Annotated in this window: 19 protein-coding genes and 1 pseudogene; 10 read left to right on the top strand and 10 right to left on the bottom strand. The window is 45.2% G+C overall.

All coding sequences use genetic code 11. The features are described from left to right. Positions 1 to 19: 19 nt before the first annotated feature. The 3 genes from NLX73_RS08340 to NLX73_RS08330 all read right to left on the bottom strand — a co-directional run bounded on the left by NLX73_RS08340 (position 20) and on the right by NLX73_RS08330 (position 6742). On the bottom strand, positions 20 to 1018 hold the full coding sequence (locus NLX73_RS08340; RefSeq protein ID WP_254325863.1) for a polysaccharide deacetylase family protein: 999 nt from the start codon (positions 1016 to 1018) through the stop codon (positions 20 to 22). 119 nt (positions 1019 to 1137) lie between these two features. Beyond that, entirely contained in the window at positions 1138 to 4833 is a 3696-nt protein-coding gene (locus NLX73_RS08335; RefSeq protein WP_254325862.1) for a non-ribosomal peptide synthetase family protein, read from the bottom strand. A 139-nt stretch (positions 4834 to 4972) separates the two neighbouring features. Then, positions 4973 to 6742, bottom strand: a complete 1770-nt coding sequence (locus NLX73_RS08330; RefSeq protein WP_061831317.1) for a methyl-accepting chemotaxis protein — start codon at positions 6740 to 6742, stop codon at positions 4973 to 4975. A 467-nt stretch (positions 6743 to 7209) separates the two neighbouring features. Here NLX73_RS08330 and NLX73_RS08325 point away from each other — a divergent pair, with 467 nt between their 5' ends. The 10 genes from NLX73_RS08325 (at position 7210) to NLX73_RS08280 (ending at position 15597) form a co-directional block, all read left to right on the top strand. Next, positions 7210 to 7680, top strand: a complete 471-nt coding sequence (locus NLX73_RS08325) for a GNAT family N-acetyltransferase (protein ID WP_061831318.1) — start codon at positions 7210 to 7212, stop codon at positions 7678 to 7680. Positions 7681 to 7740: 60 nt separating this feature from the next. Next, positions 7741 to 8409 carry a ribose-5-phosphate isomerase RpiA gene (gene rpiA, locus NLX73_RS08320; protein ID WP_068940619.1) on the top strand — a complete coding sequence of 223 codons (669 nt, stop codon included), beginning with the start codon at positions 7741 to 7743 and terminating at the stop codon, positions 8407 to 8409. Beyond that, positions 8409 to 8858 carry a VanZ family protein gene (locus NLX73_RS08315; protein ID WP_254325861.1) on the top strand — a complete coding sequence of 150 codons (450 nt, stop codon included), beginning with the start codon at positions 8409 to 8411 and terminating at the stop codon, positions 8856 to 8858. Before rpiA ends, NLX73_RS08315 begins: the two co-directional genes overlap by 1 nt. 199 nt (positions 8859 to 9057) lie before the next feature. Next, complete coding sequence (locus NLX73_RS08310) at positions 9058 to 9519, top strand: MarR family winged helix-turn-helix transcriptional regulator (RefSeq protein WP_013309820.1); 462 nt, start codon at positions 9058 to 9060, stop codon at positions 9517 to 9519. Positions 9520 to 9710: 191 nt separating this feature from the next. Continuing rightward, positions 9711 to 10775, top strand: a complete 1065-nt coding sequence (locus NLX73_RS08305) for a cobalamin B12-binding domain-containing protein (protein WP_254325860.1) — start codon at positions 9711 to 9713, stop codon at positions 10773 to 10775. 48 nt (positions 10776 to 10823) lie between these two features. Then, positions 10824 to 12539 (top strand): ATP-binding protein, encoded by a 1716-nt coding sequence (locus tag NLX73_RS08300; protein ID WP_254325859.1) that lies wholly within the window; start codon positions 10824 to 10826, stop codon positions 12537 to 12539. A gap of 54 nt (positions 12540 to 12593) precedes the next feature. Further along, a complete protein-coding gene (locus NLX73_RS08295; protein WP_013309823.1) occupies positions 12594 to 13847 on the top strand; it encodes an MDR family MFS transporter in 1254 nt (417 codons plus the stop codon). 19 nt (positions 13848 to 13866) lie between these two features. After that, positions 13867 to 14421 (top strand): nucleotidyltransferase family protein, encoded by a 555-nt coding sequence (locus NLX73_RS08290; RefSeq protein ID WP_165175713.1) that lies wholly within the window; start codon positions 13867 to 13869, stop codon positions 14419 to 14421. Positions 14422 to 14464: 43 nt separating this feature from the next. Beyond that, positions 14465 to 14887 carry a GNAT family N-acetyltransferase gene (locus NLX73_RS08285; RefSeq protein WP_254325858.1) on the top strand — a complete coding sequence of 141 codons (423 nt, stop codon included), beginning with the start codon at positions 14465 to 14467 and terminating at the stop codon, positions 14885 to 14887. 71 nt (positions 14888 to 14958) lie between these two features. Next, positions 14959 to 15597, top strand: a complete 639-nt coding sequence (locus tag NLX73_RS08280) for a GDSL-type esterase/lipase family protein (protein WP_254325857.1) — start codon at positions 14959 to 14961, stop codon at positions 15595 to 15597. Positions 15598 to 15701: 104 nt separating this feature from the next. Here NLX73_RS08280 and NLX73_RS08275 read toward each other — a convergent pair whose 3' ends face one another. The 7 genes and pseudogenes from NLX73_RS08275 to NLX73_RS08245 all read right to left on the bottom strand — a co-directional run bounded on the left by NLX73_RS08275 (position 15702) and on the right by NLX73_RS08245 (position 24408). Further along, complete coding sequence (locus NLX73_RS08275) at positions 15702 to 16583, bottom strand: TetR/AcrR family transcriptional regulator (RefSeq protein ID WP_254325856.1); 882 nt, start codon at positions 16581 to 16583, stop codon at positions 15702 to 15704. Further along, a complete protein-coding gene (locus NLX73_RS08270; RefSeq protein WP_254325855.1) occupies positions 16580 to 19660 on the bottom strand; it encodes an efflux RND transporter permease subunit in 3081 nt (1026 codons plus the stop codon). The genes NLX73_RS08275 and NLX73_RS08270 overlap by 4 nt, the downstream gene beginning before the upstream one ends. Continuing rightward, positions 19657 to 21069 carry an efflux RND transporter periplasmic adaptor subunit gene (locus NLX73_RS08265; RefSeq protein WP_483311700.1) on the bottom strand — a complete coding sequence of 471 codons (1413 nt, stop codon included), beginning with the start codon at positions 21067 to 21069 and terminating at the stop codon, positions 19657 to 19659. The genes NLX73_RS08270 and NLX73_RS08265 overlap by 4 nt, the downstream gene beginning before the upstream one ends. Positions 21070 to 21295: 226 nt before the next feature. Then, positions 21296 to 21973, bottom strand: a complete 678-nt coding sequence (locus tag NLX73_RS08260) for a tetratricopeptide repeat protein (RefSeq protein WP_254325853.1) — start codon at positions 21971 to 21973, stop codon at positions 21296 to 21298. A 169-nt stretch (positions 21974 to 22142) separates the two neighbouring features. Then, complete coding sequence (locus NLX73_RS08255) at positions 22143 to 22514, bottom strand: iron chaperone (RefSeq protein WP_025718556.1); 372 nt, start codon at positions 22512 to 22514, stop codon at positions 22143 to 22145. Between the two features lie 242 nt (positions 22515 to 22756). Then, positions 22757 to 23139 (bottom strand): annotated as a pseudogene (locus tag NLX73_RS08250) (GNAT family N-acetyltransferase). 234 nt (positions 23140 to 23373) lie between these two features. Continuing rightward, complete coding sequence (locus NLX73_RS08245) at positions 23374 to 24408, bottom strand: C40 family peptidase (RefSeq protein WP_254325852.1); 1035 nt, start codon at positions 24406 to 24408, stop codon at positions 23374 to 23376. Between the last annotated feature and the right edge of the window lie 82 nt (positions 24409 to 24490).

Below are 24490 nucleotides of genomic sequence, written 5' to 3'. Positions count from 1 at the left end.
TCAATAAGCTAGCCAACGTTTAGGATACCTTGTTGGGACCTTGGGCAAAAGGAAGTGGGCGAAGGGGAGCACCTTCCTTCATGTATTGCACCAATACTTCTGGAATATTGTGTATTCCACCTGCATTGACGCGATAGCCGTTCGTTTGCCCTGGCGAGTTAATCCCCCGTTTCACCGTGAACGTAACGTCAATTCCCAAGGAACGGCAAATTTCCAGCGTCTCCTTGGTATACCCACCATAAGGGAAGGCAAGTACATTCTGATCATTGTGTAGATGCTTGAACAGTTTCTTGTCAGCCATGCCCAAGTCGGTATAAACCCGCTGTTTGAACTCATTCTCGGTTTCCATTCGCCCCAGCTTTTTCGAATACACTGGGCCCATCAGAAGCGGCTTTTGTTGGGTGCGGGCTGTGTTGGAGTATCCGTAAGCATGCTGGTCATTGGTATGATTGTAGAAATCAATGCCTTCGGCATGCATCTGATGAATTTGATCCCATGTCAGCTTTGGAATACCAATATGTTTGGGATTGCTGATCGTGGACGTGATGAGAAAATTGGTTGCCGATACCTGGTACTTTTTCAACACAGGAAAAGTGTCCGTATAAAAGGACTCATAGCCGTCGTCGAATGTCATAAGTACTGCATTATCAGGAACCTTGGCTTTATGTAAAATAAAGTCCGTATACTCTTTCATCGTGATCCAGTGGAAGCCGTTAGCTTTCATTTCGTCCAACTGCCTCGTTAAATTACTAAGCCTGAGAGCGCCGGGATCAGGTGGAGTCTTGGTCACCTCATGATACATCAGGACAATTACTTTGTTTTGGTAATATACTTTATCTGGTGTAGGCGTCAGTGAGAATAAATGGCGTACCAGTCGATCTGCATGAGCTGTACGTGTACGATGAGTCCCTTTAACTGTGGGTGTGTGGTATATGCTACGTGCTTCATACACCAAAATCCCTAAAATAGCCAACAAACTTATGATTAGCAACGTTCTTTTAAAAAAAGTGTATTTCATTGAATGACATCCCCCGCATGCAAAAAAATTCTGAAAGTATAGAGGTTTATACTAAATATGAAACTAGCAAAATCTAGTCTATCATACCGAAAACATGCGGGGGAAATATCACAACTTTGTTACCTCTGTGTTGCTTTTACAGATACCGTTGAAGAGGTCGGGAAGTAACCGATCTCGACGGCATGCTGGATCATGTTCCGAATAAAGTTCAGGTCGGTTGCCGGGCATTGAACGCCAGCTTGTTCCAGCAGAGCTGCGGTTACAGAGCATCCGTAACGGTAAGCTGAATCCTTGGCTCCGTCACCTTCCAGTTGTCCCATAGCAAGGTGAAGGGCATCCTCCTGAATGCCGGAAGATGGATTCAGCAGCCAAGCGCTGTAATCGTCAAAAGGCAGGGTTTCTACTGCGTAACCAAGTTGGTTTACCATAGCGATCAGTTCATCATATGGCAGTGGGTTCGGATTGCAGATATGGAAAATGCGGTTTGCGCTTTTTTGATGAACGGACAGCTCTACGATAGCACGGCTGGCGTAATCAATCGGTGTGAAGTCCGTATGCCAATCGGCTTGTGGCGCTTTGCCCAGCAGCAGCATCGCCTTCATCATACGATAATAAGCATTGCTGTCGATATTTCGCTGGAAGCGTCCGTTGGCCGAATGGGCTGTCAAATTGCCTGCGCGATAGATCGAGACAGGCGTACCCGTTTGAGCTGCTTGGAACAACAGCTTCTCCGCCGCGAGTTTACTGTTCGTGTACAGGTTGTCCACGTTCAGTTCGTCTGGGAAGGCAGAAAGCTCCAATGCCGACTCCCATTTTCCTTCGTTAGCAAGATCCTCCGGTATTCCCATAGTAGAGACATGATGGAAGGATACTCCTGGCTTGGCTTGAGCGATTTTCAGCAGTTCCAGTGTTCCGGTCACATTCGTGCGATCGAAGGCTGCCGAATCACCAAAATGGCGAACGTCAGCGGCGCTGTGAATGATGCCGTCGATTTGGTGCTCCAGCATATGGCGGTCGACGGAAGAGAGACCAAGATCGGCTTGCTCCAGATCCCCATAGACAGCTTTTACCCGTCCTTCGATCAAGCTGGAGATATCTTGTCCAAAATATCCCGTCAATACGGACTGAATACGCTCGATACCAGATGGACCGTCCTGAGAAGGGCGTACCATCGCGTATACTTTGGCTTCTGTCCGTTGAAGTAGGTCATACAGAATGTGCGAGCCCAGATAGCCTGTAGCACCGGTTAACAAAATCACGCGCAAGTCGCGGACTTCAGCTAAGTCAGAAGCACCAGACAACTCAATAGGATGCTCATTCAAGTCCATTTTTTCTTGAGAAAGCGCGAGAGGCTTGCGTTGCGGCGTTTGTTCCGTACCTAATTGTTCCACGTATTCAGCAAGCTCGCGAACGGTTTTGTAGCGGAAAAAATCTCCGATGCGCAGCGCGCCATAACGCGGCTTTAGAATAGCCAACACATGAATGACACGAAGCGAATCGCCCCCGATTAGGAAGAAATCATCGGTAGCGCCAATGTTATTTTTACCAAGCACTTGAGTCCATGCTTCGGCAATGAGTGTTTCAGTTCCTTCTCGGAGAGGTTCCCCGCCAAATGAAAGACCAGACGCTTCCGGCAGTGGTCGCAGGGCCAGCTTTTTGCGATCGATCTTGCCAGTTGGTGAAATTGGCATGGCTTCCAGATGAACGACATGGCTTGGTACAAAATAAGAAGGCAGCTTGCCCCCAATATAAGACTGAATAACGTCTTGTGGAATGGATTGTCCATCCGAAGTGGTGAAATAGCCAACTAACATGTTCTGATCTGTGTGATCTTTGACGGCTACTACAGCGACGTCCTGAACACCTGGATGTTTGGAAAAATGGTCTTCAATTTCTCCAATTTCAATCCGATTCCCCCGAATTTTGAGCTGTGAATCCTTGCGGCTTACGTATTCAATCGTACCGTCTGGCAGCAGCTTGGCGATATCACCCGAGCGGTACATTTTTTCACCCGGAACAAAAGGATTGTCCACGAACGATTGGGCTGTACGTTCTGGCTGATGGAGATAGCCATGGGCCAACGCAGGCGTAGCAATACATACTTCGCCCGGAATATTGACAGGGCAAAGCTTGTTATCATCGTTAACGATATACACTTTGTAATTGTAAATCGGCTTGCCGATCGGAATATTGACGACATGTTCAGGCACGGCACCACGGACCCGATGGGTCGTTGTCGCTACGGTGCATTCGGTCGGTCCATATACGTTTACGATGTCGGTATCTGTACCGAATTTACTTTGGAACGCTCGAACTTGTGAGCCGTACAGCGCTTCGCCTGCCACGGTAACGATCCGTACCTTAGCAAGTTTGCGATAGCCTTCGTCTGACAAGTACGTAGATAGCTGATTAAAGAATACGGTCGGCAAAATGGTAATAATCGTCGTGCCTGTACGTGCAATGGCTTCAGCGAATTCTTCAACAGATACACGTTCCTCGGAAGACAGCAAGTACAATTTTGCACCGTAAAACAAGGCTCCAATTGTATCCCAAACGGATGCATCGAAGCTGTAGGTTGCAAATTGGGTCAATACATCCTGAGGTGTAATGTCACAATCGCGTTGCACGACAGCTCCTAGGTTAACGACACCGCGGTGAGCGATCAGGGCACCTTTCGGTTTGCCTGTAGAGCCGGATGTATAGATGACATAAGCTAGATCATCCGGACTTACATTAACGTTTGGATTGCTTGCAGCATAGCCTGCCAGTGGTCCGTTAATTGCTAAAATTTCTTTTACCGTCTCAATGGAACCGCACAGTTCAGTCGCTTGTTCCATGAGTGCGGAAGTTGTTAAGACAAAAGGAGAACGCGTGTCTTCGACAATGTAGCTGCTCCGGTCGGCGGGGTGGGCGGGATCAACAGGCACATACACGCCCCCGGCTTTTAGGATACCAAGCAATGAAATGACGGTCTCCAAGCTTCGTTCCATGAAGATAGTCACGAATTCACCTTTGGTAAGACCTTTAGATAACAAGACACGTGCGACTTGGTTAGCACGTTCGTTCAACTCACGGTACGTGTACTCTCCAGTGTGGGAAGCAATAGCCGGACGATCAGGGTATTGTGAAGCAGCCTCCTCAAACATTCCATGAATAGTTTGATGTTCAGGATATTTCACGACTGTATTATTTAAAGCTTCGTGAGCAGCTCGATCTGCATCTGATAATATATCAATGGAATTCACAAGTGCATGGCTGTTGGTTAGCGCGCCGCGCAAAAGAGTTTCAAAGTATTCTGCGTATCGGACAACCGTTGTTTCCAGCAAGAGTGATTGATCATATCGGATCTGTATTTGATAAGTGCCATTGTGTTCACTAACAGCCCAGTCCATAATACGGGATTCTACTCCGCTGTCCGTAGGCAGATTTGCCGAAAATGAAGTATCGGCTTGTGGTTCCGCTAGGTATGCATTAGGCTCACGGAGCATCTCCTGAAATAAGTCTGCTAGTTCATGAAAAGTCGTTTCCTTTTCGACTGTCAGCGAAGCTGTAAGCAGACCGGTTTGTGGCACAAATGTAGAAAAAGAAACTTCTTCTTCTGCGGATAGGCGATATACCCATGCAGTATATGCTGATAAAAGCAACGTTTGTTTGTCTTCCGCAGTTTTTTGCTGATTTAATTGTTCCGAGATGGACGCTTCTAACTCTACTTGATAAGTAGAGGATGTATGCTTGCGTTGTATACGTGCACAATCCAAGGGAACTAGGAATGGGGATGGGGTTGTCTGTGTGCTGTTTTGTAGTAATGAAGCCATTACGCTAACCTCCTGAATGTATGATGTCTTAATATAAATGGTAAACTCAGTAAATGCCTCCGATCCCTTCAAATGCATGAACAGGAGGGAGGCATTACCGAATGATTTACTTATAAATTTTGGATCTGATAAATGGTTATTATGATTTGGTACGGTTGGTGTCTGCAATTTTGAAATAAGATGTAATTTCTTGAAGCTCTTCAGACATGGACGTCAATTTGTGGGATGAATCAATGATCGAATCCAAAGAAGCTTTTTGCTCCTCCACCGTTTGCACAATGTGAACACTGTTATTGGCTGTTTTGGTTACAGTGGAAGAAAGATCGTCTGCTGTCGCGGTCATTTCCTGTGTACCCGCAGATATTTGCTCAGTAGCGCTGGAAACTTCTTGGATTTGCCATGCTACATTTTTAGTTGCTTGAAGAATATCATTGAACAGCACGCCTGCTTGTCCGGCAACGACGATTCCGTTTTGAACTTCAACGTTTCCTTGCTCCATCGACTTCACAGCTTGTCCGATTTCACTTTGAATTTCTTCAATCAGGGACGTGATTTGTTTGGTTGCATCCGCAGATTGTTCTGCCAGCTTACGTACTTCACTGGCAACAACGGCAAAGCCTTTACCTTCTTCACCAACGCGCGCAGCTTCAATAGAAGCGTTCAAAGCGAGCAGGTTGGTTTGACTGGAGATGCCTGAAATGGTACTGATGATATTGCCAATTTCCTGCGAACGACTGTCCAGCAACTTGATGATACGGGAAGTATTGGTGACTGTATCGGTAATCAAGTGCATTTGAGATGATACCTTGCTTACAATCTCATTGCCTTCGTTAGAACGTTTTTCTACCGAATTGGCTTCTTCCGCAACATTGGAAGAACTTGTGGCAATATTTTGAATTACCGAAGCCATTTCAGCCATGGCACGTGCACTATCGCCTGTTGCTTTTTCCTGCGAACGGATATTCTCCGTAATTTCACTGATGTTTTGATTGATGATGTTGGAGTTGATTCCGTTTTGTTCGCAGATTGCGAGTAGTTCCTTGGCAGATTCATTGACTTCATCAGTTGTCTGCTTCACTTTGGTCATAATGCTGTTAATATGACTTACCATATCGTTGAAGTTCTGATTTACGAGCCCCAAATCATCATGACCTGCATGAATTTGAACATCCAGATTTCCTCTGCTTACTTCACTGATACCGTACATCAGTTGCTTAATCGGGGACAGCGTGCGTTTCACAACCCAATATTGAAGCGCCAGGCAGATCAGTAGGAAAATCACTAAAATAGTAGCGCCGCTAATGAGCAGCTTGGTTAAGCCGGCAGGTACGGCGCCAGCATCTGCATCGACTGCAAAATATGCAAAGATTTTGCCGCTTGAATCTTTAATCGGAGTCATCAAAGTCGTCCATGTACCAAAAGAATCATCGTAGAAGCTAGTGAATGTTGGTTTGCCACTGTCCAACATACCGGTTACGCCGACTGCCACGACATTGGGTTGCTCGTACATAGAGCCAACGAGCAGCTTATCTTTTTCAAATGCTTCTCTGAGATCCGTTGGCATCGCCACAATAGATGTTAGATTGCCGTTTTCGAGCTCCGTCCCGAATATATAGGCATGAGAGATATTCGGATTGGTCGCCATGATGTTATCTAGGTACGTGCGGAGTTTGGTTTGAACGGGTCCATCATAGTTTTTCTCTTGAACCGCTTGGGTTACTTCATCGGAATTAATGCCCTGAGCCCACTTCAATGTGATTTTTTCCACTTGTCCATGCAATTGGTCTATCAAAATCGTACGTTGGATCAAATAACTGGACACAATAAGGACTAGTCCAATCAATACGATGTTGAAGAAGGATAATAATAAGTTTTTGGTGAAGAATGATAAGCTACTCCACTTTTTCAAAATGTTCCACTCCCTGGTTGTATTTTTGTATATGGTGTTGAACCGCTTATCGAATGAGATAATCAAGTCCCCCTTACAAACATAATAATAGAGATAATAGACCCTTGAATTTTATGTAATAGGTCTTAAGTCCTTTTATAGACAAGTATGATATCCCTATATATATGTCGTACGAAAAGCCCTTGAAATGAATACCTTACACAATAAAAAATTAATTTTTAATAGGTAAACGCTGTCTGTGTTTCAGTATATTCCAATTTATACTTCAACTTGAAATTCGAATTCATTACAGTCCATAAGCAACTATTCAACAGAAACCATCATACTTTATAATAGAGTCAAATGCACTTATCAATTTGGGACATTTTTCATATTTAACGTTGGAAATGCTTGATTTATCGCGGTTTTTGTGAATTGTTTGCGAAATGAGTCCTTATATCCATGCAAAGAGAAGAGGGATAAGAAGAATGTCCAAGCTTACGATTTTAAAGGTTGAGAGTCATCACGAGGATCTGCATGAGTTGATTCAAAGGCTGGATGAGGACTTGCTGGAAAGGTATCCTGCCGATGAAATTTACTTGGTTGATTTTTCCAATCCGAAAGTTAAAGAAATGGTTTTCGCTGTTGTGTATGTGGACGAAAAACCGGTGGCTTGTGGAGGGCTTAGGCCTATAGATGCGGAAGAAATGGAGCTCAAAAGATTTTATGTCGATTCCTCTTATCGCAGACAAGGAATTGCGGTGAGCCTATTATCTTTTTTGGAAGAGGAGGCCAGCAAACGGGGAGTTGTAAGGATTAAACTGGAGACCGGAGCGGCTCAACCTGAAGCGATTGCTCTCTATACCAAGCGGGGATATGAACCTATTGAACGGTTTGGGGAGTATGAACACGATGAAAACAGCCTTTGTTATGGTAAAAAGCTGTCTCTGTTATTATAAAGCGTTCTCTTATAAAATGGATGATGATCAATACTAGCCTATATAGCGGGAGAGATGATAATGAATTTGAAGCAAAAAGCGGCCGAAAAAGCAGTTGAGGCGATTCAGGACGGCATGAAAGTAGGACTTGGTACAGGCTCGACAGCCTTTTGGGCTATTCAAAAAATTGGTGAGCGTGTAGCGCAAGGATTACATATACAGGCTGTAGCTACATCCCAAGCTTCGGAGGATCAGGCCAGGGAGCTGGGAATTCCCATCATTCCGTTTGATCAGATTGGAAGGCTTGACGTTACCATCGACGGTGCAGACGAGGTGAACGAGCAGCTGGTGCTGGTAAAAGGTGGAGGCGGAGCCCTACTGAGAGAGAAAATTGTGGAAAGCAATAGCGACCGATTAATTATTATTGTCGATGAGTCCAAGGATGTGAAGGTACTGGGTGCATTTCCTTTACCCGTTGAGGTCGTACCCTTTGCCAGTGAATGGACGTTGGAGGCTTTGCGGCAGACAGGCTGTAAGGCGGAGTGGCGTATGAAAGACGGCGAGCGCTTCCTTACGGATAACGGTAATTATATTGCTGATTGTCGCTATGGTACGATTGAGAATCCGCAGGAGTTGGAAATCCGCTTGAATCAAATTCCGGGTGTAGTCGATAACGGACTGTTCATTAATATGGCGGACCAGGTTATTATCGCACGGGCCAATGGACAGATCGACGTCCGTAACAAGTAATGTTTAGGACCCGCCTGCTTCATCATGTGGCGTTGATGTTATTGATTTTATATACAGGACTTCTATTATATTGGATGTTTCTCGGTTTTGGTCGTACATTACGGCCAGGACCCCCGTATTCGTATAATATTGTTCCGTTTGATACGATCAGGCAATACTGGCGGGCAATGGAGTCGTTTCCTTTTCGGGTATGGGGTGTTAATTTGCTCGGCAATATTGGCGTATTCATTCCCTTCGGTATTCTTGTGCCTATCATTTGGGTGTCCATGCGAAGTATAGGCAGTCTGTTGTTAACGATAGTGATCGCACTGGTCATTCTTGAGGTGTCCCAAATGCTGCTGGGCGCAGGTACAATGGATGTAGATGACATCATATTGAACGTTCTGGGAGTATTATGCGGCCGTGTTGCCTACGTATTTTTACGTAAGAAGTTAGGGGTTACAACATAATCGTCCTGCTCTCTGGATCAGTGCATTAAGACTGACTGAGAGCGGGCTTTTTTTACATAATGAACTGTAACCTTCACATAATAGACGGTAATTCCTCCATTTATAGGCCGTAGGAGCAGGGGAAGGAACGCTTAAACTTGACAAAAGCGCACAATTAAGATATCTTGGAATAAAGATATGAGTAACGGAGGCTGTTAATATGTCTGTAAAACCAGATGATCAGGACTTAGCGCTTAATTTGTTCGTTGTTCTGGCTCGTGCTTATAATTCGGTCACGTCCCGTACGAATCGGGACATTCATAGTCATGGTTTAAATACAACAGAATTTGGTGTGCTTGATCTGCTGTATTATCGGGGACCACAGCCTTTGCAGAAGATTGGAGAAAAGGTACTAATCTCTAGTGGGAATATTACGTACGTGGTAGATAAACTTCAGAAAAAAAACTTGCTTACCCGTCGTGCATCACAAGATGATCGGCGTGTGATTTATGCAGAATTGACTGATGATGGACGCCATTTCTTTGAGCAAATATTCCCGCAGCATCATCGTGTCATTATGGAGACCGTGGATGGCTTATCCGTGGAAGAGAAGGAGCAGGCTATTCATCTGTTAAAAAAGCTTGGACTCACGGCTGAGGGGCAGAAGAGTAACGGATCATAAATTGTGCATGTGCAGGTTAAATTTGCTTTAGATAAAATACCGACTTCTCGGTATTTTATTTTTTTGTCGTATTTTGGGGAGTAGGGTTAATGTAGAGACGCAAATCAGGTATAATTGTCTAATAGTCACGTCTGGAACAAATCCCCAGTATCTGTTTCGAATACAATACCTTGTCGGGGAAGGAGCTGTACATGAGTATACAGCAATATACCGCAGGTGAATCGCTATTGATGCAAGCAGGAGCTTTGGCTGAATTAGTTACCCATAAGCAATACGAATTACAGCCCGATCTTTTGCAGCGTTTTGGGGATAACGGTAAAATAAAGACAAAACAGGATTCTATATATAGTTTGAACTATTTAGCTGAAAGTGTAATCATGAACAGCCCTATTTTATTTACACAGTATGTTTCTTGGTTAAAAAAGCTTCTGGAGGGTTTCGGCATAACCCAAGAAGATTTGAGCATCAATTTCAGATTAATCCAGGAGACGTTGGTAGAGCATTTCGATCATACAGATAAAGCTATGGTGCTGGAGCATCTGGATTTGGGGATACAGCAAATAGGGAAGAAAGAGGAGTATGCCTCTTTTATTATAGATGATAATCCCTATGCTGCTGACGTGGCTCAATATTTGGAATATTTACTCTCAGGTAATCGCAGACAGGCTTTGGATTGGATCGTCCGTTTGCTGGATGAGGGTATCTCTATTCAACATACGTATAAATATATTTTTCAAATTTCGCAATATGAAATAGGTCGTCTATGGCATGAAGGCAAAATCACCGTCGGTCAAGAGCATTTTTGCACTGCTGTGACTCAATTTATTATTTCCAGCCTGTACCCCCAATGGATGGGGAATGGAAATAAGGAACGCTGCCTCGTGGCGGCGTGTGTAGGCAGCGAGCAGCATGAAATTGGTCTGCGTATGCTGGCTGATATATTTGAAATGGATGGTTGGGATACGTATTATTTAGGCGCCAATGTACCTAACCGGAGTCTGCTTCAGGCCATTGTGAGTTACAAGGCGGATGTGGTGGCTATCTCAGCTACCATGGCTTACCATGTCCATCTAGTGAAAGAGTTGATTGCTCTCATTCAGCAAGACCCAACGACTAGCCATGTGAAAATTATGGTCGGAGGCTTGCCTTTTAATCTCGATTCCCACTTGTGGCAGGAAGTAGGGGCGGACGGATACGCACCAGGTGCGGAGGAAGCGCTGGAGGTTGCAGGGGACTTACTTTCGCTCAGGAAATAAGGTTAGTTATGTGAACCTGTAGTCATTTTGTAAAGGGGGCCTTTTAATATGAAGGAACCGACAGCAGAAATGGCTGTCCTGCGGAAAACGGTCGAACAATTAACGGATGAGATTGTGAAAAGCAAGGCTGAGGAAGAAAAGTTGCTGAATGAATTTTCATCAATGAACAACGAGCTGGTCAATCTGCAGCGTCAGCTTGCCAAAAGCAATGCGGAATTAACACGGACGAAGGAAGAAGCGGTACGGGCTAATGACCTAAAGAGCACTTTTCTGGCTGTGGTTAGTCATGAATTCAGAACGCCAATGAACGGAATACTTGGAATGATTGAAATGTTAGGTTCATCCAAACTTTCCCCAGATCAACGGCAGGCCATCGGTGTCATACGTGAGTCAGCCTCTCTGTTGTTGAACATGATTAATAATCTGCTCGATATATCTAAAGTGGAAGCAGGACAGATGGAACTGGAGATCGGAAACGTCAGAGTGCAGGCGATTATGAGCCACGTTGCTCAGTTGTTGGAGCCACAAATCTATCAGATGGGTAACCGTTTGAGTATAGAGACCGATTCCGGTGTGGCAGAGCATCTGGAAGGAGATTCGGCAAGGATCATGCAGATCTTGCTCAATCTGTTGAACAATGCGAATAAATTTACCAGTGAAGGATTGCTCATCATTCGAACAAAATTGGTGGAGGAAACAAAAGATTCCCAACGTGTTCGGTTTGAGGTGCAGGATTCGGGTATTGGTATTTCACCGGAGGATCAGAATAAGCTGTTTCAGCCTTATGTACAAGCCGGTGAAGGCAGCGCCTCCCAATATGGAGGAACGGGTCTAGGGCTATGGATATGCAGTTCATTTGTGGAACTCATGCAGGGAGAAATTGGGGTCGTCAGTAAAGAAGGCCAAGGCTCTACGTTCTGGTTTGAAATTCCCCTCATGAAAGGATCGGAGCAGGCAGACGAAATGGAGAAGTATGAAAATGGTGATTTGAAGGCATTTAGCGAGTTGCTGCGTGAGCATAGTCATTCTCAAACTATTTTGGTGGCTGAGGATAATCGGGTGAATCGGCAGGTGGTGCAATTACAGCTTAACCACTTGGGATTCCAGCATATTGATTTTGCTGAGGATGGACAAGCTGCTGTAAGAGCGGCCTCCGAACGATCCTACGCTTGTATTCTAATGGATCATCATATGCCTCTGCTGAATGGTCATGATGCGGCGAAAGCGATCCGACAGTGGGAAGCAGAAAACCAGCAACCACCTGTACCGATCATTTCTTTGACCGGAAATGTGTCCGAGGAGGATCAGGCACGGGGTCAGGAGGTTGGAGTGAACGATTACTTGATGAAGCCAGTAACGATTGAAAAGCTCTCTGAAAAGCTTGTAAAATGGCTTCCAAAGCCGGAAACCGAGCCGATTTTGGATGAGGAGGTTATACGTGAAATTATGCTGCTGGACGAGGATGGCAGCACGGGACTACTGGAGTCATTGGTCGAAATGTATACAAGTGATACACCTGCCAAAATCAATAAGTTAATTGAACTGGCTGCTGCGGGCGAAGCCACAAAAGTAGTAGAGGCTGCTCATGAGTTGAAATCAGGCAGCGTGAGTCTGGGTGTCGGACGTTTGTCCTCGTTGCTGTCCGATATTGAACAGCTTGCACGGGAGAACCGACTCGAGAATGCGAAAGCGAAGTTGTCTGCGCTCCAATCTGTCTATCAAGCAACGTGTTCAGAACTGGAACGCTATATTCACCAGTGCTAGACAGGTTTCCCCCTTGTTAGACTTGCATACGGAAGGAGGACGTAAGAGACATATATGAAAGAACAGTTGCGTTCTATTCACCCGTTGGCCTGGACGATTATTGTCGGTACTATTTTTGGGCGGATGGCGACATCCATGAGTATCCCGTTTTTGTCTATTTATCTTACCACCCGTTTAGGGGTGTCCCCCTTTCATACGGGGGTGATCGTATCGGTCAGCTCGTTGGTCGGCATTTTTGCCAGCTTTTACGGTGGATATATTTCAGATCGAATCGGACGGCGTAAGGTGATGCTGGTGTCCATTGCGAGCTGGGCGCTTGTATTCGTTGCTTTTGCGTTGGCGGAAGCGGCCTGGGCCTTTTTTGTCATTAATGCACTGAATGGACTGTGCAGATCCTTGTTCGAGCCAACCTCGCGGGCGCTGTTATCAGATGTAACCCCGAAGGAGAAAAGACTGCTTATCTACAATATGAGATATGCGGCCATTAATGTTGGGGTGGTGGCAGGACCGTTGCTTGGTTTAATGTTAGGATCTGCATCCACGGGTACGCCGTTTATGGTTGCTGCTGGTGTGTACGCATTGTACGGGGTACTGTTGTTGATCCAATTTGCCCGGTATGCATCGGATCTGCATATAGGTACAACAGCGGGAGAGGCTCCACTGCGAATGGGTGAGGCATTCCGTACAGCCAGCCGTGACCCGGTGTTTATGCCAATTTTGCTGGGAACGGTATTTTGTGTGATGGGCTATGCGCATTCCAATTCCACAATGCCTCAATTCTTGTCCTTATCCTTCGCAGAAGGAACCCGATGGTTTACATACATGCTGACGGTCAACGCGGTTTGTGTATTGGCATTTCAATATCCGCTGGTGCGACTGGCAAGCCGATTTTCCCCGGTAAATTCCTTGATTGCAGGGAATATATGTATTGCGGTCAGCCTGTTGCTGTGCGGTATGCTAAACTCAGGCTGGATGTTTATACTGGATATGGTGCTGTTTACGGTTGGTGAAGTGTTATTGTTCACGATGCTGGACGTATTGATTGACCAAATTGCAGATGCTCAATATAAAGGGACCTACTTCGGTACAATCGGCTTTAATAATTTGGGAAGCGTGCTGGCTCCTTTATTTGGTGGCTGGTTGCTGGATATCTATGGTCAAACGGCGCCGCTTGCCGTTTTTGTTCCGGTTGCCCTGTCGGTTGTGATTGGTATTCCATTCCTTCTGGTCGCACGCCGCCGTCTGGTACAGCGTACAGCACGGATCGCGGCTCAGGGAGGAGAATCGGTGCAGCAACTGTCATCATAAAAAGGGAGTTGAGTGCAGGATGAAGTCGGAAGAAAATGCGCTACGAATCATACAATATATGAATGATCCGCAGGTACTGCAAGACTTGCGCTATGTGCGAGAGCTGAAGTTGCCACAAGGATGTATTGCCGCAGGCTATGTACGTAACCGGGTTTGGGACAAGCTCCATGGCTATACAACTGCTACACCTTTAAACGATATTGATGTTATTTATTTTGACCCGAAAAATACGCTAGAGGAACGAGATGAGTATCTAGAATTGTCCTTGAACCGTAAGCAGGCCGGACGTAACTGGTCTGTCAAAAATCAAGCTCGGATGCATATTCGCAACGGTGAGGCTCCGTATTCCTCGGTAGAGGATGCGATGAGTCGCTGGCCAGAGACGGCAACGGCTGTGGCGGTTAGATTGAATGACAAGGATCAAATAGAGGTCATTTGTCCGCATGGATTGGAAGATTTACTGGATATGCGGGTACGGCAAAGCCCTTTGTTTCGTCACACAACGGCTTTTCGTCAGCGTGTATTTGAGAAGCAATGGCTTGATAACTGGCCGTTGCTTATTATGGAGAATTAGAGTGTAATCCTAATTTCAGGATATTAAGGAGAGACGACAAACAATGTTTAAAAATATAAAAACAGATTCAGATCGTGAGGAGGTTCTGGAGCTGTTAACCTACGCTGTGCTGGATCACCCTGAACGCGGAGAAGCAGCTTTACGTACCTATCAAGCCTCGAATGACTGGAAGCTGTTCGGTGTAGAAGATGAAGGACTTATTGTAGGTATTGTCGGCTTTGAGGAGCAGGAGGATGGGACAACCGTAATTCGTCATCTGGCCGTGTTGCCTGAAAACCGTCATAGAGGATATGCCAGAGGTATGCTGCTTACGCTCATTCAGGAGCGTAATCCGAAACGGCTTACTGTGGACACGGATGCGGAGGGGGCAGATTTCTTCCGCAACGTGGGCTTTGCCGTCTATGGATCAGAGGATTTGCCAGAGGGTGGGCAATTCCATTGTGTATATGAAATAGACGAAGAATAAGCGAATCTCCGGGTCCCGCGTCCCTCTTTCTACATAAGATATGTTATGTAGAAAGAGGGAGGTGAGTTTCATTGGCGTACCATTACACAGCGATTGGAGATTCTTTAACAACAGGTGCAGGGACGTTGCTGAGCGGCGGATTTGTACCTATCTATCGGCGAATGGCAGAAAGACATCTCCGTACGCCAGTCAGTTACGAGAATCTCGGAATCAATGGGCTGACATCGCAGGAGTTGCTGTCAATGGTCCGCAACAATCCGCTTTTTCGGTCGGCGCTCAGCCGGGCTGAACTTATAACCGTAACGATCGGCGGAAATGATCTGCGCCCATACATCAGCGCCCTTGCTGGAGGTTCCGGCTTGTCGGGTTCTTCCATTCCGCAAGCGTTGAATCACACAAAAGAACATGTGCGCCAAATTGTACATGCCCTGTATCAGATAAAGTTCGGTCAGCGTGAGCCATTTATCATCCGAATGGTGGGATTATATAATCCTTTTCCAGGGGTGAGGGAGGCGGGAGTATATGTGCGCCAGTATAACTCGTTTCTCTATACATTGGGCGGACCAAATTATCGGGTGGCGAACATTTATACCGCATTTGAGGGCTATGAACGGGCACTGCTTTCGTTAGATCGGGTGCATCCGAACAGTCGTGGTTATCGCGTGATTGCAGAAGAGCTGAATCGGCTTGGTTATGCGCCGTTACGGTGAGCGTGAGAGGATGCTTTGGATCGGACAAAGTATATTAAAGAAAGAGGTTCATGATGGCAGTAGCAACTGACCATCATGAACCTCTTTTTCTGCATTTCGGCGTGCTAAACTTCCAATATAGCCTTCAGCTTGGTGCAGTCTTCCAGTAACTCGGGCAGCTGACCCAAAAATAGAAGGAGGGCTTTCACGTGAGCTATTTCCACGTTTTCTTCCGAGAGTTCACCCTTTAATCTGCTTAGGATTTGCACATATTCATTCCGGGGAGCTTCATTTAATTTAGTTTGTTTCAGAACCGTATCCATACGTTGCAGTGCATAGGAGATTTGTTTTCCCTTGGTCCAGATTTGATCAGAATCTTCATGGAATACGGAATCGCGGCCCCACATGATTTGATGTTGAACATCAGGGCTCAGCATTCCTTGTGCCAGCATATCCGTAATGCTGAGCATAAATTCAGCCAGTGTTTGCTGCTCCGTCCAGGACAGCTCTGAATCGCTCAATCGGAGGGAATTGACAATCATGCTTTTGACGACAAACTCAATATCATACGCATAGTTTTTTATGGATTGTCCATAAGCATCAATTAAGAAATCAACCATCACGTTAGACAAATAAAGTTCAACACGATCAATGGCTTGTGCGATTTTTTCTTCCTTAGAACCGATTAAAGGGACGGAGTATACCAGCAAATGAACTTTATTCTTATAAATCCGGCCCAGCGCAATCAAATACAGTTGTCTCAACTTTTCAGGGGAAGGTAGCTGGTGCTTCAAATAAAGTTCTTTAATATCTGCATCAAGAAGCTTTTCAATCAGGACGATTGTCCCCAGCAGCAACTCTTCTTTACTTTGAAAGTATTTATAAAAGGAAGCCTTCACCATCCCGCTTTCGCGGGCAATTTCATCCACCGAGGTGGCATCGTACCCTTTTTCAGAAAACAGGGAAAGGGCGGCATAGATAATATCTTCACTCGTTATTTTTTTCATTGTACCCCCAATTTTTTGCTCTGTCTCTTTAATTTCCAGCGGGCAATAACCATATACAGGGACGGAACCACAAACATCGTAAGAATGGTCGAGTACATCAATCCAAACATAATGGTATACGCCAGAGGTCTAAACATAAGTTCCCCAATAAGAGCAATCGGAATCAGACCGACAATGGCTGTCAGTGAAGTAAGCAATATGGGGCGGAAACGCGCTTTGGTCGCTGCAACAACAGCCTCCTTCAGTTCGATCCCTTCACGTCTTGCATCCTCAATAAACTCAATCAGCACAATGCCGTTACGTACGACAATACCTGCCAAGGTCATTAAGCCCAACACGCCCATAAAACTAACCGGCGTATTTAGAATGAACAAGCCAAGAAATCCGCCTGCTGCTGCCATATACACGGTAGTCAATATGATGAGTGGAGTCGAGAAAGAATAAAATTGCAAAAAGATCAGCATGAAGATTAATAGTATGACGACAACATATAACCATCCTATTTCTGATAAAATGTCATCTTGTCCTGAAATCTCGCCCCCAATTTCCCAAGTGTAGCCTGGAGGAAATTTAATATCCTGCAATTTAAGCTTGACATCCTTCATGACTTCGGAAGCTGTACGCCCGTGAACTTCAGCTTCAACAGTAATCGAACGTTTTAAATTATAATGGTTAATTTTTTGTGTTGCAAAGGATGGTTTCAACTCAGCCAATTGAGATAAAGGGATTTGAATACCATTGGCATTGGTCACATTCAATTGCTGAAACAAAATTTCAGGATTTTGATCGGTTTGGCTTAGCTTCAGCTTAATATTGATCAAATCTTTCCCCGTATCAAATCGGCTAAAGCTCACGCCATTACCCATTAACAAGAGTGTACGTGTCAGATCATTATTGCTTACCTGATATTGATCCATCGCTTGTTTGTTGATTTGGAAATCTAACGTATATCCTTCATTTTCCATATTATCTTGTATGTCCTGTGTTCCTCTGGTAGCCATAATGCCTTCTTTTAACTGCTGTGACAACGAACGCAACTGATCTACATCATTGCCTAAAATCCGAATGGAGATCGGCTTACCGAGAGGCACCCCCACTTTGGCTATTTTCAAAGAAATGGATTGACCCGGATAACGATCCTTTAAGATGGAGGGCCATTTGTCTGCCATTTCATCGGGATCAAATGCACCTTCTTCCCCAATAATAGCAATTTGACCCACGGTTGTGCCTGTTTTGGCGTCAGCGGTCATATCTTGAAACAACCGGGGAGCGTCGCCGCCAGCCGCATAACTGATCGTCTCCACATGAGGTTGCTGCTTCACCCATTTGGCAATATCCTCGGTGACCCGCTTGGTTTCTTCTATAGAAGTACCTGTAGGCATACGCACATTAATGCTTAATTCCGGATCGTTGGTTCTGGGGAACAGGTCGATCGGAATCAGAGCAAGTATGCCGTACAGCGTGGTACTGATCAATAATCCTAATGCAGCATATAATCCAGGTTGCTTAATGACTCTCGGAATCAGCTTGCTGGTATATACGTTACGAAGAGCATCAATTTGTTTTCCCAGCAGTCCCGACGGCTTCATGGTGGAGTTGGGCGTTTTTTGATTTCGTTGTCCATACCATTCTCTAAAGATTGGGATGACGGTAAAGGACATAAGCATGGAAGCCAATAACGTAAAGATAACAGCAAACGGTAGTGGTTTGATAAGGGAGCCTGCATCGCCTGATAAAAAGAACAGCGGGGCAAAGGAGGCTACAGTTGCCAGGGTTGCGGTCAAAATGGAAATGGAAACTTCTTTCGTTCCATTTAATGCTGCTATCTTGGGACTCTCGCCCAAGGTCATCATTCTGCGTTCAATATTATCATTAACCACCACAGCATCATCGACTAGAATCCCCATTACAATAATTAAGCCAATGACCGTAACCTGATTCAATGTTATTCCGAGCATAGGGAGAATAATGAGACCTATGGCGATTGAAATAGGAATAGCCAGTGCCACAAAAGAGGATGTAATCAGATTCAAGCCCAATGTACATACGATCACAACCGCCGCAATGGCAAACAGCAATTCACGGGTCAAGCCATGAAAAATATGATCAATCCGCTCGGTCTGTGAAAATAACGTATTCAGTTGAAACGTATTAGGCAGGTCTGGTTTTAACAACTGCATTTCTTTATTTACTTTGCTATAAATCGTGTCTACGTCAGAGCCGGTATTACCGTTAATCGTCAGCGTAATAGCTGGTTTACCGTTAAAAAAGGCCATATAGCTGCTGGTGTTATGTGTAAGCAATACGGTGCCCACATCACTGAGATACACAGGAGCACCGCTGTCTGTTCTGGAAATAATGACTTTACTCAAATCCTGAGCATCCTTGGATTGCTTTACATTCAAGCGATAGGTACGTTCATTGTAATCCAGATTGCCTATCGGATATTGCTCATTTTCCTTCTGCACTGCACTCATGAGCTGTTCCCAACTGATATGGTACTGTTGGAGCTTTTGAGCATCAATCTGAATCTGAACCTCTTGATCCGGTAATCCCTTGATTGTTACTTCCGATACACCGGGAATGGTTTTTAATTGATCCTTCCATGATATCACCATATCATTTAGTTGATACAATTGCTCCACAGAGTCCCCCGTGATGGCGTAGGAATGGATAAATACTTTATTCAAATCATCGTTAACGACAGGCTTTTGAGCATCTGTGGGCAGAAAAGATTGGGCATCGTTCATTTTTTTGCGTAATGTATCCCAGACTTCTGCGGCATTGGCGTTGCCTTCTGTCTCAATGATAATCGTCGAAAGTCCATTTTCGGATGTAGAAGAAATCTTTTTAATATGATTGATTTCTTTCATTTTTTGTTCCAGAGGCTTCGTGACCGTTTGTTCTACCTTTTGGGGGGTAGCTCCAGGGTAGAGGGTCGTGACCACAGCGGTTTTCTTGATAATATCCGGCGTTTCCTGCCGGGGAAGTTGAGAGACACTATATAGCCCGGCAACAATCGCCATGATAAAAATAAAGAGGGTCAGTTTTTTCTTTTTGATAAAATATGCAATCATTTGCTCGTTCCCCCCATGATCTGAACGAGCAGCCCATCGTAGATCAGGTTTACTCCGGTGGTAACGATACGATCCCCGACATTCAGCCCCTTGGTAATTTCGAGCTTATTGTTGGACATCTGACCGACATTCACGACCGTCTTGACCGCTTTGTTGTTCACCACTTTATAGACAAAAGTATCTGTACCGTTATTAATGACAGCTTTGGCTGGGAGCAAAATTTGCTCACTCTGAGTCAGTTGGCGGCCTGCCTTTATGACTTGTCCCGGGGCCCAATCATGCTGGGGGTTAGGAACAATCACTTCTACGTTGATACTGCCCGTATTGGTGTTGGTGACCGGATAAATTTTGCTGACCGTTCCTTCTCTGTTCTCATCGTACAGTTGAAGTTGGACTGTCTGACCTTGCTTCCAGTTCGTGATTTCATGATCGGGAACAGGGAGCAGCACCTTGAGCTTGTCGATTTGTCCGATACGATATATCGGCTGTCCAGTGCTCGCCAATTGTCCCACCGTTGCCTTTTTCTCCAGAATAACGCCGGAAATGGGGGCTTTTAAAGCTGTCTTGGAGAGGGAAAGTTCGGCTTGCTTTTTGGCAATGACCGCCTGTTGATATGCCGCAGTTGAGTTATCTCGGGAGGCTTCTGCCTGTTCCTTCGCAGCGATAGCAGCTTCTTTCCCAGCTTGGGCTTGCTGTAGGCTGGATTCTGCCGATTGCCGATCTTCCAATGTTGCTCCCTCCTGGATTAAGGAGAGGGCTTCTTGTGTATCCTCCAGGTCCTTGGTGGCATTGGTCAAAGCGAGCTGCGCATTTTCATAATCGTTTTTGGTTGCAGCTCCCTGATCATATAAAAGCTTGGTGCGTTCAGCGGTAGCCTGTGCTTTAGTCAAAGCGGACTGTGCTCTTTGCACTTTGGTACGGACCTGTGCCCTTTCCTGCTCACGGGCACCCTTGTTCACTTTGTTAACTCCAGCTTGAGCTGCTGCCTTTTGCGCGTCGGCGGATTGAATGGAGGCATCTGCACTTGAAATGGCAGCTGTAGCATTTTTGATACCTGCCTGTGCTTCAAGGATAGCTGTACTAGCCTGCTCCAGTTGTAGCTGGTAGCTGGATGAATCAAGCATCGTCAAGATCTGCCCCTGGGATACGGAGTCTCCCACATTGACTACTGTGTCGCGAATCAGTCCAGATAACTCAAAAGATACGGAGGTATCCTCATAGGGCTGTAGTGTGCCTGAAAGGTCAAAAGAAGCAGACAGCGGTTCTTTTTTAACAACCATCACTTCCACCTTTTGCTTTTGTTGTTCTGCTGCTTCATTATTACTCGATCCTGTAGATGAGCAAGCTGAGGTGAACAGAAGAATGAATATAGCAGATATGTAGAGACTGGGTTTTAACAAGATGATCATCCTTTCTGTCTTTTTGTACTTTGAAGTTTATGTATAAACTCATCAGTACATAAGCGGATTATATGACCTGATTTGTGGCATGTCAACAACTGATTACAAAAAAATACCCCAAATTCAGGATGCGAAAGGGAGCCGATTCAGGTCCGTGGAAGTACATGGTAGACAAACGTAAAAACGACCTTTCTCAAAAGAAGAGAAAGGTCGTTAAGAAAATAAATATATCTGTTTAGCCGATTAATTTACGGAATAAGCTACGTACAGCCCACTTGCGCTCACTTCGTTTACGGTATTTGGGCAGAGAGCGATAGACGGCAATGGACTGGTTAAAGGCTACAGTGGCCTCATCCTTGCGTCCCAGCATACGGTACATCAAGCCTGTCAGATAATAGCCCTCACTGGAAGAAGACTGAATCTCCTGAAACTGCTGCAGATAATGAAGCGACTTATTGACGTCGCGTTCTTTGAAAGCAGCGGCTAAATGCAAATAAGGCTCACCGTATTGCACTCGTGGGTTAATGTCCAGTGCTTTCAGTAAATCCTGTTCTCCATCCTCCATATGGCCCGTATGTATTTCAGCCGTTCCCCGTGCGTTCCAATAGTCTGCTGATTCTTCATAACGGGATTGAATTTCCAATAACAGCTCCAAAGCCTGAGGATATTTCTTGCTTTCGATCCAGATACGAGCCAAATCGAACTTGGCAGCCACATCGTTGGCGTTTAGCGTAATCTGTTGGCGCAATCGAGCGGCATTGCGTCTTCTTTTCCATGGTTTGCTGATGCTGGGCAATACACCGACAAAGCTGCGATCCAATATGTAGATCACGATTAGGAGTACGAGCATTGCCAAAAACGGGTTGCCGAGCAAACTCCATAGTAGAGAGAAAATTAAAAATTTCCCAATCATTTTGCTCCAATCCTCCTGTGCATGTAACAATCCATACTTTCCACATTATAGCATAGTGTTACTTTAAGGGTCATTAGCATGATAGATTTGGAAGGATGGTAGAGGAGCGAGAAGAAACATACTTATTTGTGATGCTCGATGTATAGTTTTACGAGAAAAGGAACCTTTTTTATTCCCGCCAAAAGGTTGAACAGTCTGCCTTATCCAAAATATTAAACTCGATCATTTTCTCAAGTAATGAGAAATCAACTGGACTATCCCACTGGATACGTACCAACTGCTTGGTGTGATCATAGCCAGCCTGCACAATTAACTCAGAAAAATGATTAATCCCTGCCTTTTCAGGGGCAACGGCCAAATGATGTTTGGCTACGCTAAAGCCAATAATAAATGTGCCGTGATCCGTAAACATAGGCTGACTCCACGCAATTTTTGCCATTAAATTTGGAAACTTCTTGGTTACCCAAGCCAAAACTTCTTGCGTTCGAGCCCGATGTTGGGGGTTATCAATATGCGCTAAATATTCTGCAAAAGCTTCCATGTTGTTCCCTCCTTAATTAAAAATTATATCGTTCAGAAAAGTCCCTCAAACCTATTTGTCGTTAAAACTCCTCACAGAATGACTCAGACAGATTCTTAACAACACCTATTTCCAACTATATATATTTTCAAACTAGATAGTCAAAATGGTTTAACTATCATTTTATCGCAGCAACAAGTTTCTTAAGGAGTAATTGTCTGTTGAAAAATATAAAAATATATTTAGATATAAAAAAATACCTTCTATGTCCTGTTATATTCCTCAGCAAGAATAGAGTACAAATATGAATCATGAAACTCGCCTTTGTAGTACCAGTGTTCACGCATCAAACCTTCACGTTGCATTCCGATCTGTTACATAACCTTCTCAGAAGCCTTATTTTCTGGACGACATGTTGCATAAATACGGTGGACAGCAAGTGTGCTAAATCCAAACTCTAGTAATGCTCGTGCTGCCTCTGCTGTGAAGCTAGAACTTGTTCTATATATGCCTTTGTATCTTCTTCTGTATTCGGTCCCCAGGCCGTATATCTAGTAACTTCAGGCAATGACGTGTACGTATGTATACTTTCCCAATCGGATCTGCCAATATCACGAATGATGAGCCGGTTTGTCTCAAATTGCATAACGATTCCTCCTGTCTATAATCAACAGACTCTACTTAGTATTTTAAAACGATTAACATCTCAATCCAATCTTTTATGCGTTCGTAGCCTTTAAACGTTAGACCTCCATTTAACAATGAACCCAGACCTTTTGCCGCCTGAACGCAAACCGCAAGGGAGGCGTCCGGCAAAAGGCAATCAGAAGATAATGAATGTGGTACTGGAATCCTCCTGTTATTGGCTATCTGGTTCGTCCTAAAACAGCCTGCGCGCTGTGACGAAACGTTTCTGCCATTTATCATCAAACGTGTCAAAATGAACGCCGCGTTCTTTGGAGACGGTATGCAGCAATGTGTTGTTCCCTGCATAGATCGCCACATGGCCGATCTCCAGGCCGCGTGCGCTGAAGAACAGCAGATCGCCTTTGCGCAGCTCGTTCAGCCCGACTTTCCGGCCTTCTTTAGCCTGATCGTAAGAGACACGAGGGAGGTCGATAGAGAGCGTATGCCGGAACACTTCCTCCACAAAAGAAGAACAATCAAAGGTCGATGTCTGGCCGCTTGCTGCTCCGAATTCATAAGGAGTACCAAGGAATTTCTCTCCGTAGGCGATCAGTTCATCTCCTTGTCGTTCCACCAGGGATGGGCTGGTATAATCGCTGTATTTTGGTTTAGCCGATATGTATCCGGTCAGGTTGTCTTTAGTGCGCACTTCCAGCCAGAGAGCATTGACCTCGCGAATGACATGAACCTTTTCGTCGGCTGGAATAAGCCGTAGGGAAGAGGAAGCTATCGATGAATCCGGTTTGCTGCGCAGGTTGACCCCGAAAAGAACCGTTGTGAAAAAATCGTCCCTAGAGGCAATTCGGATGGTCCGGGTCAAGGCCTCCCACTTTACTGTGCTCCCAAGTGCTTCGCTTACAAAACGCAGTGGAATCATCGTGTTGCCCTCAACAATCTGTCCTGGAACATTCAGGGACAGCGTACCGCCGTTTAAGGTGGCAGCGAGTTCCCCGATGCGATAGGTCAGCACCGTGTCGTTTTTGGTTGCCGTTACGGTTTTGCCGGATCCATCCCAGGACAGCCTGGCTCCTTGCGCCTCAAACAACTGGCGCATGGGGATGAGCGTTGTCCCGTCTAGCAGCAGCGGCTGGACGGCAAGCTGAAGCGGGCGGTCATCTACATAAACGGTTGTCACCGGAGTCGTCCGTACCGACTTTGCATACGACGGGTTTGCCTGGAGCAGTGATACCGCTAGCAGAGCTAGCAATGCTTTCTTGTTGATTGTCATGCTGTTATCACCTCATTGTGAATATGTTCATCTAAGTTGTACGAGACTGCATCCGATTAGTTGTGTACTAAATATTGGGTTC

Origin of the sequence: Paenibacillus sp. CH40 (assembly GCF_024213605.1) — a bacterium.
In the GTDB taxonomy this organism is placed as follows: Bacteria; Bacillota; Bacilli; order Paenibacillales; family Paenibacillaceae; genus Paenibacillus; species Paenibacillus polymyxa_B.
Note: the sequence above shows the minus strand (reverse complement) of the source record. Positions and strands in the feature narration are given on the sequence as shown.